11 protein-coding genes are annotated in these 12,257 nt (G+C 41.2%); 4 read left to right on the forward strand and 7 right to left on the reverse strand.

Features of this window, described 5'->3' with window-relative positions; translation table 11 throughout:
• Positions 1-12: 12 nt before the first annotated feature.
• From ABF638_RS08450 to ABF638_RS08460, 3 genes are all read right to left on the reverse strand, one after another.
• Entirely contained in the window at positions 13-237 is a 225-nt protein-coding gene (locus tag ABF638_RS08450) for a hypothetical protein (RefSeq protein WP_069068808.1), read from the reverse strand.
• Positions 238-245: 8 nt separating this feature from the next.
• Positions 246-512 (reverse strand): hypothetical protein, encoded by a 267-nt coding sequence (locus tag ABF638_RS08455; RefSeq protein ID WP_435021915.1) that lies wholly within the window; start codon positions 510-512, stop codon positions 246-248.
• Between the two features lie 69 nt (positions 513-581).
• Positions 582-1,556, reverse strand: a complete 975-nt coding sequence (locus ABF638_RS08460) for a hypothetical protein (RefSeq protein WP_435021917.1) — start codon at positions 1,554-1,556, stop codon at positions 582-584.
• A gap of 660 nt (positions 1,557-2,216) precedes the next feature.
• Here ABF638_RS08460 and ABF638_RS08465 point away from each other — a divergent pair.
• The 4 genes from ABF638_RS08465 to ABF638_RS08480 all read left to right on the forward strand — a co-directional run bounded on the left by ABF638_RS08465 (position 2,217) and on the right by ABF638_RS08480 (position 7,644).
• Positions 2,217-3,020, forward strand: a complete 804-nt coding sequence (locus ABF638_RS08465; RefSeq protein ID WP_435021919.1) for an Rpn family recombination-promoting nuclease/putative transposase — start codon at positions 2,217-2,219, stop codon at positions 3,018-3,020.
• Positions 3,021-3,413: 393 nt separating this feature from the next.
• Entirely contained in the window at positions 3,414-4,784 is a 1,371-nt protein-coding gene (locus ABF638_RS08470) for a protein kinase domain-containing protein (protein ID WP_435021921.1), read from the forward strand.
• 72 nt (positions 4,785-4,856) lie between these two features.
• The gene (locus tag ABF638_RS08475; RefSeq protein ID WP_435021924.1) at positions 4,857-6,317 is read left to right on the forward strand and encodes an ABC transporter substrate-binding protein; all 1,461 of its coding nucleotides are present in this window, start codon (positions 4,857-4,859) and stop codon (positions 6,315-6,317) included.
• Positions 6,318-6,591: 274 nt separating this feature from the next.
• Positions 6,592-7,644, forward strand: a complete 1,053-nt coding sequence (locus ABF638_RS08480; RefSeq protein WP_435021926.1) for a hemerythrin domain-containing protein — start codon at positions 6,592-6,594, stop codon at positions 7,642-7,644.
• Positions 7,645-7,724: 80 nt separating this feature from the next.
• On the opposite strand, the gene ABF638_RS08485 is transcribed toward ABF638_RS08480, so the two are convergent.
• The 4 genes from ABF638_RS08485 to rpsU all read right to left on the reverse strand — a co-directional run bounded on the left by ABF638_RS08485 (position 7,725) and on the right by rpsU (position 12,203).
• Entirely contained in the window at positions 7,725-8,909 is a 1,185-nt protein-coding gene (locus tag ABF638_RS08485; RefSeq protein ID WP_435021966.1) for a M20 family metallopeptidase, read from the reverse strand.
• A gap of 186 nt (positions 8,910-9,095) precedes the next feature.
• Entirely contained in the window at positions 9,096-9,659 is a 564-nt protein-coding gene (locus ABF638_RS08490) for a pentapeptide repeat-containing protein (RefSeq protein WP_435021928.1), read from the reverse strand.
• Positions 9,660-10,030: 371 nt separating this feature from the next.
• On the reverse strand, positions 10,031-11,791 hold the full coding sequence (locus tag ABF638_RS08495) for a serine/threonine protein kinase (RefSeq protein WP_435021930.1): 1,761 nt from the start codon (positions 11,789-11,791) through the stop codon (positions 10,031-10,033).
• A 223-nt stretch (positions 11,792-12,014) separates the two neighbouring features.
• Positions 12,015-12,203, reverse strand: a complete 189-nt coding sequence (rpsU, locus tag ABF638_RS08500) for a 30S ribosomal protein S21 (protein WP_012407716.1) — start codon at positions 12,201-12,203, stop codon at positions 12,015-12,017.
• Positions 12,204-12,257 lie beyond the last annotated feature (54 nt).

Genomic DNA, 12,257 nt, shown 5'->3' on the forward strand with positions numbered 1-12,257 from the left:
ACAAATGATAAATCACTTCATTTTGAAATCTTTGAGAAGAAATGGCATAATCATGCCTGTCACTAAGCTAGACAATGTTATTGGTAGGCAAAAGGGAATGTCAGCTTGTGCAAATAACACTAGCAGTAATGAACCTACAACAGTAGCAATAGCAGTTCGCTGGATAAAATATATCGGGTCGCGTAGCAACTTTCCTTTGACAAACAACTTGGCTGAAAACCATCCAATTTCTAACATCTTTCCTCCTAATAATTTGTCAATAAATTTAGTATGGCAAGCCCTAGCAGGATGGCAGGAATTACACCAGCCGGAGCAAATAATGCACCAAGCATTGCTGAAAATCTATAGCCTATATCTTTCCCAGCTAATAGCATTCCACCAATAGCACCGCCAACCATAGACAAGGCTGTTGCGATGACTATCCACACTAATCCTGTTGCTATGTTTAAGTCACCATCTGCTAAACTTGTGAGAAAATCTCTTACAGTCGGGTTTGTAAAAACATCTCTCATGCTGTTTTGTTCTCCTTATTAGTAATTAGGGGAGTGGGGATGAAGGGGATGAGGAGAATAACCAATGCCCTATTTCCTATTTCCTATTTCTACTTCAATATCTTGTAGGGCTTGGGTTACTATCTCTGCTTGTTGAATTTGTTGGTTTTGGGTAAAAATCTCTAACGCTTGTTGATAATACATACGTGCTTGCAACAGATTTTGAGGATTACCTGCTTCTGATTTTTCTGAGTCGTCAGGTAAGTTGAATAAGGCGTTGGCTTTGTTTGAAATTGTGTTAGCGTACTCTAGAGGTGTATCTTTAGAGTTACGAACTTTTAGCGCTTCATCGTAAGCTGCGATCGCACGCAAGTTATTTTCCACAGGATGGGAACTCACTAAGTATTGCAAAGCGTTACCCAAGTTGTTTTGCAACATCGCATATTCTCTGGGATGATCGATCAGATTAATATGCTTTAGTGCCACCTCAAATGACTGCACTGCTAACCCCTGACGCAAGTATTCCCGTTCTGATGCTAGGGGCATAGAAAGATAAGCGATCGCAATATTGTTATATAAAATCGCGTATTCCTGGGGGTGATCCTCCCAACTAAACACCCGCAACGCCTCATGATAAGCCTGGATGCTGTCAGTTATCCGCGCCAAATTAAATGGCACTAGCGACTGCAACACCAGCCCAAAATTCATCTGCGTCTCTGCCACTTCCTCTGATGAGGCTAATTGCTGTAAGATTGGCAACGCCTCTTCATAACCTGCTTTTGCTTGCAGCAGCAGTTGGTAATCAGCGTCCGGTATTGCCTGTAACGTCCCTGCCATGCCCACTTTAGCCCTGGCTTTCAGTAGGGGATATTCCTCACCACACATCTCATAGGCCCGGTAATATAACCCAACTGCATTCCGCAAGTCTTGGGCAGTTTTGGGCTTTTTTTGAAAGCCCTGCGCTATCTCAATCAGCATCTGGATTTTTTCCTCTGCTGAGGCTGACTCCGATGCAACAGCTGCGATCGCAGCTTTCACCGCTGAATCTGTAATGCTGGGGGTCATAACTCTGCCGTACTCTAGCCAATTGGGAATTGAGTCCAACGCCCACGAATGATCGAGACACAGTTTTGCATCTGATCATGGGCCATACTGATTTACGCAGGCTTCGAGTCCTTTAGGCGGAATTCCCCTTTTTGATCTGAGACTGGGAATTTAGTAACTGGTGATTGAGGGTTAGCGACTGAAGATTAAGGAATAGTTATCCCCAGTACCCAATCCCCAATACCTAGTCCCCAGTCTCTAAAATATAAAACACCCTATTTCTAAAATTCTAGGGGGTAATTGCTAATATTAATGTCAGCTTTAAACACCTAATATTTTTAAAATATTTTTTGTATCATCGCTGGACACAATCCAAATATTTTTTATTGAATTGTTGACATATATAGGAATCCGCTTTGATTTCTGAACTAATTTGCGTAGGCAGGCAATAGGGAATAGGCAACAGGCAACAGTCAAGAAGGCTTCTTAGTTGTACTGAGTTTTTTCAGAAATCAAATATGAGTCCTATATATAGGAATACGGTTTGAGTAATTTTTCTTAACTGAACCGTATTCCTATATTATATGCAGGAATTTACCAGCCAATTTTTGTATAATCCCAAGACTCACCACGGGATCATCGCAGTGTAAAATATGTTCATCAACTGTAAAACAAGCTCCCTTGAAAACAGACAGTATCTTTTATCGCATCTTTCAAAGTATCCCCAGCACGTTCTTTGAACTGATTAACGAACCGCCGCAACTAGCTAGTGCTTACCAATTTTCTTCAGTAGAAGTCAAGCAACTGTCCTTTAGAATCGATGGCGTCTTTCTCCCCAATGCAGCAGAACTACCCATCTATTTTGCAGAAGTGCAATTTCAACCAGACAAAAAGTTTTACTCACGCTTATTCACCGAAATCTTTAATTATCTCGACAAAACCGAATTGACTAACAATTGGCGTGGTGTTGTCATCTTCCCCAACCGCAGCGTTGATACTGGAGATACTGAAAGATATACAGAATTACTCAACTCACAACGAGTGACTCGCGTCTATCTTGACGAATTAAGCTCAATAGAGACATCATCAATCGGCATCGAGACAGTTAAACTAATTATCGAACCCGAATTAACTGCGACAACAAGAGCTATTGAAATAGTTAACACTGCCCAACAGCAAATTCTAGATGTCGCTACTATTAGGGAAATTATACAATTGATAGAGACGATATTAATCTACAAGTTGCCGAGATTAAGCCAGGAGGAAATAAGAAAAATGTTTGGATCAAATGAGTTAAGACAAACTAGATTTTACCAAGATGTTTTTGCAGAAGGGAAACAAGAAGGGAAACAAGAAGGGAAACAAGAAGGTAAGTTAGAAGTGATACCCCAGTTATTAGGATTGGGTTTAAGTATTGAGCAGATAGCTCAAGCATTAGGTTTAGACGAACAAGTTGTTAGGCAGGCTGCACAACCAAAATCTTAAAACAGTTGCTATATAGCTGAGGGGGTGCAAAATCTTGCTCCCCACCCCGATATTTTGCTGAATTTGACTCAGTTATTGCATTAAAAATTGACAGCTTAAAATACTCATCACCTCATCTAGATTAGCGATTGTTAACATTGGACTCCAGTCTTTAACATTTGCATAGCCAATCAGCTGCAAGTAGTGAATTGCACTGCTAAACACGGCTGGGGAATTTCAACCGCCCTATCCAGTACCATTGTGGCTCCAGTCCAATTCAAGTTAAAATTGGTGTGTAACCTCTTGACCATCCTGTTGTAGCTGTTGAGTGATATTTTAAAAGTAGTTACGAAAAACAACTAGAGTAAATGTAAGGTATATTCTAAAAATTAATAAAATGACAGCGATAATTATATGGTCTGCTGCCTAAATCCTAATTGCGAGAATCCCCAAAATCCTGACGGGGCAAATTTCTGCCTCAGTTGCGGTACACCATTGGTATCGCAACTGAGAAATCGTTACCGGATCATCTCACCATTAGGGAGAGGAGGGTTTGCACGCACATATATCGCAGAAGATATAGACAAGCTCAACGAACGATGTGTTGTCAAACAGCTAGTTCTAAGTCAATTTTATGGTATTCAGGGTAGTCAAGCACATCAAAAAGCGACTGAGTTGTTTGAACAAGAGGCTAAACGTCTTAAAGAGCTAGCGGAACATGTCCAAATTCCCAATTTGTATGCATATTTTAAGGAAGATGAATATCTTTATTTAGTGCAGCAGTTTATCGAAGGACAAAATCTGTTGCAAGAGTTAAAACAGCAGGGGGTTTTTGATGAAGCCAAAATTAGAGATTTTTTAAATGATTTATTATCTGTGCTAGTAGACATACATCAACAGCAGGTAATTCACCGAGATATTAAACCAGAAAATATTATTCGCCGTCAAAATGATGGGAAGTTAGTACTAATTGATTTTGGGGTAGCAAAGCAAAAAACAGAACCGACAAACACTGCCATTGGAACAATTATTGGTTCATTAGGTTATGCACCGATTGAGCAAATGCAAGTGGGTAAAGTTTTTCCATCTAGCGATATCTACAGTTTAGGAATAACTTGCTTTCATCTGCTAACTAATATTTCTCCTTCGACTTTGTGGATGAAACAAGGCTATGGTTGGACTTCTAGTTGGCGACAGCATTTAACACAACCCATAAGTCAGGAATTAGAAATGATTCTTGATAAGTTCCTACGAGAAAATCATGAACAACGTTATCAATCTGCACAAGCTGTCTTACAAGACTTGAATAATCTTCCACCGCTAAGATATACATTAGCTCCTACAGTTATTCCACCTACTCTGCCATCAGGTTCACAATCACAAAAACAACATAAATTAACTCGATATCTACCCCAATTTTCTAATAGCAAATTATTGTCTGGAGCAATAATTGCTGGCTCAGGTAGTTCGTTCTTAGCGATCGCACTTATAAGTTTTCTCGGAACTACTTGGATTAGCTCTGGATTGTGGTTGATAATTTTAGCAGTGTTAGTCTTTATTCAATCTCGCCCGCTTCTGGAAAAAACTTATTTAATTATTATTGCTATAATAGCAAATCTACTCGTTGTATTTACTTTCAGAAATCTACTAACCAATAATCTTCTGACATCTGGTGTAAATGGTCTGCTGCTCGTAGGGTTACTCGTTATTCTTGCAGGTTTATTTACACTGATTATTGTGGGTGTGACTGAAATAATAAACAAACTTCTTTCTAAATATTTTTAAATTATAGGTATGGCTAAATTTTCATAAATCTCTTGATTTCAGATAAATTTTGTAGAATTTGGGGAATTATTCATGACAAATAAAAAAGATAACTTGAGGCTGCTTATATCTTTAGGTCTAGCTGGAGTAATGGTAGCAGCTATTTTGTGGTTAATTAGCAAAGTTTCTTCGACTATTATAACACCATCAAACCCCATATCAGCTTCATCTTCATTGACCAATAAGCCTTCACTAATGAATTTGGGTACAAGGATTTTGGTGAAAGTGCAAACGTATCCTGAGAAAACAGATGGAGTTAAAGCTTTTGCTGAAAAAGATTTTACAACTGCTGTTAAAAAGTTTACCGCTTCTCTAAAAAATAATCCCAATGATCCAGAAACTTTAATTTATTTAAACAATGCCAAAATTGCACAAGATAATTCGAGCGCTCTGAAAGTTGCTGTCATCGCTCCAATTAACTTTGATCCGAGTTTATCAGAAGAAATTTTGCGTGGTGTAGCTCAAGCTCAAAATGAAGTTAATAACCAAGGAGGGATTAATGGTAAAAAGCTGCAAATTGTAATTGCAAGTGCTGAGAATAGAGAAGATTCTACACGGATAGATAATGAATTAGTTCAAGACAAGAGTATTGTGGCAGCAGTAGGTGTTAGACGTAACGCCGCAATTTATAGTGAGAATCGCTTGGTATTAGTTTTACCTGTCGAGCGACCAAATCAAGCCGAAAATCAAGAAAATTTAGAAAGCAATTCAATAAATAATCAACCTAATAGTTCCACAACTAACTACTTGTTTCATGTAAATCCACTTTATGATAATTTAGTAGATACTCATTCTCGCTACATTGCTCGACAAGCAAGAAATGTTGCTATTTGTGGCGATTATCGTAGTTCAAGAAGTAATTCAAGCTCCTCATCAAGTCAGATACTTGTAGAACAGTATACTCAAGCGATCAAAAAATATGGCGGCAACGTTATTAGTACACCTTGCAATTTGGCAGATAAGAATTTTGACCCTAGAGCTTTTGTAGATCAAGCCATAGAAACAGAAAATGCAAGTGGCTTTTTACTAATGCCCTCAATCAGAAATATATATTTTGCCACCAAAGTAGCACAAGAAGTTAAAGGCAGAAAACCACTGTTTGCTTCTGAAAGTATGTATAGTGCAACAACTTTACAAAATGGCAAGGATTTGGAAGGAATGGTATTACCTGTGTATTGGCATCGTGATGCTAATAAAGATAACCCCTTTGCAGAAAATGCTTTTCAGCTTTGGAATGCACAGGTAAATCAGAGAACAGCGGGAGCTTATGATGCACTCCAAGCAATTATTACTGGCTTGAAACAAGATAACACTCGCGAAGGATTACAAAAGGTACTGTCTAATCCCAATTTTTCAACTTCTGGAGCAACGGGAATGATTCAGTTTTCTCCCTCTGGTGAGCGTCAAGGAGAAGCAATGCTAGTCAAAATTGAGCGTTGTGAGTCTTGCTCTACTGGAACTGGTTACGATTTTGCCCTCTTGAATAAGAAGTAGTTTTTTTGAGGTTAATTGTCATTCTAAAGATATAGATTGCTGCCAAATAGCTAATCTGTTCAAATTGAATGTCATACTAAATCGATTTATCTGAATTGCAACCATTAATTGAAGCGATCGCTTCAATTTTTATTTCTATTCTGTAACGCTAAATTTGTCTTTTTCTACCCAGAGTTGTGAACGCGATCACTCAAAAGAAAGATGAAATATCCCTAACCTCTATGGCAAGGTTATATCAGTAAGAATTACGAATACTTTGCCGAGGAGAACACGGATGGTAGCTACATTAGATGATACGAAACGCAATGCTATTGCTGTAAAATTAGCAAGTCTTAAAGCACTCCAACAATTGGTCATCGAAAATGAGCGATTGCTTTTGACACAAGGGCTTGATGCCGAAATTGCCGATCGCATCCGTAATTTCCTAAACGATGACGAAAAAAATCTTGGGGTTCTAGAAACTGTAATAGGTCAGTATGGCATTCAGGCTGAACCCAAAAAAGTTGTTACAGAATTCATTGCAAAAGCTCGCGAATTGTTCAAGGGTTCTGAGTTGAGCCTGTATGAAAAAGTATCTCAGCATGAATTGCTGAAACATCAACTAGTAACCAGTGGCTTGATAATTCACAAGGCTGCTCAAAAAGTCGGTGCTGATGTGATGGTAGCGATCGCACCTTTGAATACCATTAACTTTGAGAATCGCGCTCACCAAGAGCAACTCAAAGGCATTCTGGAAATTCTGGGTGTCCGTGAACTTACCGGACAAGATGCAGATCAAGGAATTTGGGCACGTGTTCAAGACGCTTTGGCCGCAGTCAGTGGTGTTGTAGGTAGCGCTGTTACTCAAACCAGTGACAAAAAGGATCTAAATATCCAGGATGCTATCCGCCTCGATCACAACAAGGTAAATACCCTATTCACCGAACTACTACAAAGCAACGATCCACAAAAGATCCAAGAGTACTTCGGTCAAATTTACAAGGATCTAAGTGCCCACGCTGAAGCTGAAGAAGAGACAGTCTATCCAAGAGTACGTCCTTTCTACGGTCAAGATAACACCCAAGAACTGTTTGATGAACAAGCTGAGATGAAGCAGGTGTTAGAGCAAATTAAGGCTCTCAGCCCATCTTCACCCCAATTCAAAGATAGAGTCAAACAGCTGATGGATGCTGTTGGCGATCACATTCGTCAAGAAGAAACCACAATGTTTGCTGCTATTCGCAACAACTTAAGCACTGAGCAAAGTGAACAACTTGCTACTGAATTCAAGGCTGCTAAGACTCGAATTCAACAAAAACTGGGTGTTGTTACCGAATCAAATGTGTAGGATGCTTTCGGGCTTTCTATAACCGCTAAAAAAGTTAGCTAAATAAAAACTCCCAGCAGATCAACGCTGGGAGTTTTTGCTTACAAATTTTGCTGATAGTATTTATAAGCGGCGTATGCCATAGTTACAACCCCGGTGATAATAGCAGATTCATCAACTTCAAATAGGGGATGGTGTAATGGGTGGTTGATGATTCTTTCTTGGTAGCCTACACCCAAGCGAAACATAGAACCGGGGGCGTGTTCCAAATACATAGAAAAATCTTCAGCACCAAGGGAAGGTTCGGGTAAGACTTGAACGCGATCGCTACTCCAAGCTTCTTCTGCGGCTGATTGTAACAATTGCGTCAGGGTATAATCATTTTGAACGCTGGGTACGCCCTGGCGATAATTGACTTGATAGTTTGCTCCGTAGGTATGGCAAACATTAGATACAATATTTTCAATCCATTTCGGGAGATGGGCACGAGTTTCAGGATGAAGCGATCGCACAGTTCCCAATAACTGCACTTTATCCGCAATTATATTCGGCGCTCTGCCACCATTAATCTTCCCGATACTCAATACTACAGGACGCAAAGGATTTTGTGTCCGACTGATAGCTTGTTGCAGCGCAGCAATTACTTGGCAAGCAATCCAAATCGCATCAATCGCCTCATGGGGACGCGCCCCGTGTCCAGATTCTCCCATAATCAGAATTTCTAAATCATCAGCGGCGGCTGTCAATGCCCCATAACGCACGCCAATAGATCCTGCGGGTATAGAAGGGAAAACATGAACCCCTAATACAGCCGAGACATTTTCCATCGCTCCATCTTTCACCATCCAGCTTGCCCCTTGGGCAATTTCCTCCGCTGGCTGAAATAAAAACCGCACTTTCCCACCCAACTCCTCTGCTAGCTGGGACAGCACCATTGCCGTTCCTAACCCCACTGTGGTGTGGACATCGTGACCGCACGCGTGCATAATCCCATCTGCACGAGAGGCATATTCCAAATTAGTGCCTTCTTGAATTGGTAAGGCATCCATATCGGTGCGAATTGCTAACAAACGGTCATTTTGCTTAGTGCCTTGGAGTTCTCCAATAACGCCCGTTTTGCCAACTCCTTCTTCTACATGCAGACCGCTGGAAGACAAAACACCAGCTACGAAGGCTGCTGTTTGGTACTCCTGACCGCTGAGTTCTGGATGAGAGTGAATGTGGCGGCGAATTTCAATTAACCGGGGTGCTAGTTTTGCTGCTAAGTCTTTAATAGAGGTAAGCATTGATTCAATTAATCTATAGGCTTTTTTCCCATGATAAAGAACTGCTAACAAACAAAATGCTTTTGCTATACAAGCAGAGGGGCAGGGGAAGCATAGGAAGCAGAGGAAGCAGAGGAAGTAGAGGAAGAAAAACTATCGATTATTGCCCAGTCCCCAGTCCCCAGTCCCCAATCCCCAGTCCCCAATTTATTTTGAATAACAGGTTGTACCTCGAGTATCTTCGGGTTGAAACTCGTTACATTCTCTGAGATTTTGACGCTCTAACGACCAGCCATAAGGTTTATCAGATGTGACGACACCATTTGCTAGAGTTGTTAGTCGGAAGTTAGCCCCCCGAAAATTGGTAAAATCCAATTTCGCATCTTTTAAATTTGCTGCTTCTAAATTGGCACTGATGAAACCGGCAAAAGATAAATTGGCATTTTCCAGGGATGCTGATTTCAAATTTGCTCCTGTTAAGGAAGCACCACTGAGATTTGCTGAATTTAGAACCGCACCTTCTAAATTTGCACCAGTGAGATCGGCATTCGTGAGATTAACTTCAGATAATGTAGCGCCGCTCAAGTCAGCCCCTCGCAAATTTGCTCCAGTTAGATTTACTTGAGTTAGGTCAGCACCACTTAAATTACACCGAGGACAGGCACTTGTTGCCTTCAACTGATCCAAATCTAGTTGATTTAATGCGAGGGTCTGCTCTGCAAACCCGAAGCAAGCTAATAGGACGCCGGTAGCAACAATCTTAAATTTCATATTTTTTATAGATATCCACAAAAATGACAAGTTACGCACATTGCGTACTGTCATAGTTACATATACAGCATCCCTAAAGAACAGTGGGGATGAAGCATTCATTAAGAAGCTGTAAAAATACTATAAATTCTAGTGGTAAGACTACTCAAATTGAAATATAGGCTATAGAATCGATTCGTAAGGAACTATACCGAACCAATTATAGACTACCATATATGTGATCCCCCTAGCTCGATGAAAAAGACGACTAGGGGGATCTTGTTTTTGGGCATTGGGCATGGGGCATTACTTATTTCTCCCTCGTCTTCCTCGTCTCCCTTATCTCCCTTATCTCCCCCATCCTCCCCTGCTCCCCTGCTCCCCTGCCTTCTTCATCGCCATCCCAAAAAGCGCAATCCAGGGACAATTAGGTAGTAACTCACTCCTAACCAAAAGCTGATAAAGAAGCCCACAGAACCAAAAAAAATCAGAGGTAACTGTAACTCCGACCAGGCTGGTTGACTAGTAAATTGGAAGATTGAAGGTGCTAACCTCAAAAGAATCAAAACTGCGTATGCGATCGCACTGCCAAAGGCAGCAAACACAGCGTAAACTATATGGTGGCTGCGAAGTCCTAAGCTCAAGGTGAGTAGGGAAACTGCTACTAAAATCACTGCCACTAAGCCCTCGCCACTGTCTTTTGGGGTGATTAATTGCAAAATCAACCAGCCGAAGCCATAGCTAATCATGCCCATCAGCGACGCCACTAAAAACCGCCGTCGTTGACCAAAACACCCGGATACTGTCAGTCCCCAAGCAGTTCCCCAACCTGCTGCGACGAATACCAAAATATCTGCCCCGAAGACGGGTTGAGTATTTGGCACTAATTCGTTTAGCTGACTCCCAAGAAATTCCACAATCAAAGGCCCCAAGCTGGTGCGATATGCCAAAATAAAACCAGCGATCGCACCAAAACAAGCGCCAACATAAGCCAGGATCATCGCCCAAATCGTTGCCAAACAAGCTTGGAAAATTTTGATGATTGTCTGAGCGATGAAAACAAAGGTTTTGGTTACAGCTTGGCTAAAGTTAGCCAAAATCTGTTCAATAGCTTGTGTTAGCTGTGTAAATCTCTGGGAAGCTTGTGTTGAGGCTTGCTTAACGTTGTCTCGCAGTCGAGCAAATAATCCTGGTGGCGGTAATGGTTGAGAAATCTTCGCCAAACGTTTTTGAATTATAGCTGCATTTGCTGGACGCGATCGCACATCCTCATGCACCATTTCATCCAACAAATCGGCTAGTTGCGGGTTGACATTTACCGCAGTTCGCCAGCGCAATTTCCCCGTTTGCTGATCTTCCAACTCTAGCGGGTATTTGCCTGTTAGTAGTTCAATCACCGTTCGACCAAGGGCATAAAAATCGGCTCCTGTCCCGACAATACCTCCACTCACTTGTTCTGGTGGACTGTAGCCAGAAGAAAATAATCGCGTGGAACTAGACTGAGAACGCAGCTTAGAGGCGCTAAATTGTTTTGCCCCACCAAAATCAATTAGTACCAGGCGATCGCCCTCTATTTGCCCTTGAGGCGGGGTTATAGATGGCGAAGAAGTGCCCAGCATTAAATTAGAAGGTTTAATATCTCGGTGAAGAATCTGACGTTTGTGTAATTCCTGTAAAATTTGTAGAGCTTGGGCAAACCAGTTTAAAACCAAATCCTCTGGACACCCTTGGGGAAACTTTCTTAATATCTCCTCTAAAGTGCGCCCATTGATTTTTTCCATTACCAAACAAGGTAGTTGGTGCGATTTGGGATTAAACAGGTTTACATGAAAATATCCATCGACATCGACTGTGGGGACACCAGGATGCTGCAAGCTAGATAAAACTGCCGCCTCTTGGGTAAATAATTCCAGTGCCTTTGGCGACTCTTCCACCAACACTTTTAAGACTTTCTCAGTTTGAGTTTTTTCATCCCAAACCGTGTAGATTTGAGCAAATCCTCCCGATCCCAAAGGCTGAAGTGGAACATAGCGGTCTAGCAACTCTAGCGGTGCGCCACAGCTGTTACAAAATTTGTTTCCCCAAGGCTGAGGATAAGGACGTTGACAATCAGGATTTATGCAGTGAACCGCACTCTGAGTGATGTGGGACACAACCGCTACAATACAAAGGCTGACTTGATTTTAGCGTTTCTTGAGGTTTCCTGATTTTAAAATCGGCAAAAGGAAAACCCTCATAGATTGTATGAGGGCAATTCATCTATATTTACAGCGGATTTCAAGGAAGGTGAAGTACACAAGGATTCATCTCAAAGCAAGGTATAAAGCTTGTTTTCCTCCTGAATTCTGACTCCTGAATTCTGCTGTATATCAGTTCTTAGTTACGAAAACTTCTCTTACTCTGTCTGTGCTTGGCAACTTCTTTACGTTTGCGTTTTTCTAAGGGTGTTTCAAAATGACGATGCTTTCTCATGTCTGGAAAAATTCCAGCCTTGGAAACTTCTCGCTTAAATCGTCGTAAGGCTGATTCAATGTGTTCATTGTCACCGACAATTACTTGGGTCATTACATCTCCTACTAAGTTGACTCTATCAATGGCTAGGCAGGCATTTAGGGGTGG

The sequence above is a fragment of the Nostoc sp. CALU 1950 genome, assembly GCF_051172895.1.
Classification (GTDB): domain Bacteria; phylum Cyanobacteriota; class Cyanobacteriia; order Cyanobacteriales; family Nostocaceae; genus Nostoc; species Nostoc edaphicum_A.

Bases quoted from the DNA above. Each gene is read 5' to 3' on its own strand.
- ABF638_RS08450 (WP_069068808.1), bottom strand. From the start codon at position 237: ATGTTAGAAATTGGATGGTTTTCAGCCAAGTTGTTTGTCAAAGGAAAG.
- ABF638_RS08455 (WP_435021915.1), bottom strand. From the start codon at position 512: ATGAGAGATGTTTTTACAAACCCGACTGTAAGAGATTTTCTCACAAGT.
- ABF638_RS08460 (WP_435021917.1), bottom strand. From the start codon at position 1,556: ATGACCCCCAGCATTACAGATTCAGCGGTGAAAGCTGCGATCGCAGCT.
- ABF638_RS08470 (WP_435021921.1), top strand. From the start codon at position 3,414: ATGGTCTGCTGCCTAAATCCTAATTGCGAGAATCCCCAAAATCCTGAC.
- ABF638_RS08475 (WP_435021924.1), top strand. From the start codon at position 4,857: ATGACAAATAAAAAAGATAACTTGAGGCTGCTTATATCTTTAGGTCTA.
- ABF638_RS08480 (WP_435021926.1), top strand. From the start codon at position 6,592: ATGGTAGCTACATTAGATGATACGAAACGCAATGCTATTGCTGTAAAA.
- ABF638_RS08485 (WP_435021966.1), bottom strand. From the start codon at position 8,909: ATGCTTACCTCTATTAAAGACTTAGCAGCAAAACTAGCACCCCGGTTA.
- ABF638_RS08490 (WP_435021928.1), bottom strand. From the start codon at position 9,659: ATGAAATTTAAGATTGTTGCTACCGGCGTCCTATTAGCTTGCTTCGGG.
- rpsU (WP_012407716.1), bottom strand. From the start codon at position 12,203: ATGACCCAAGTAATTGTCGGTGACAATGAACACATTGAATCAGCCTTA.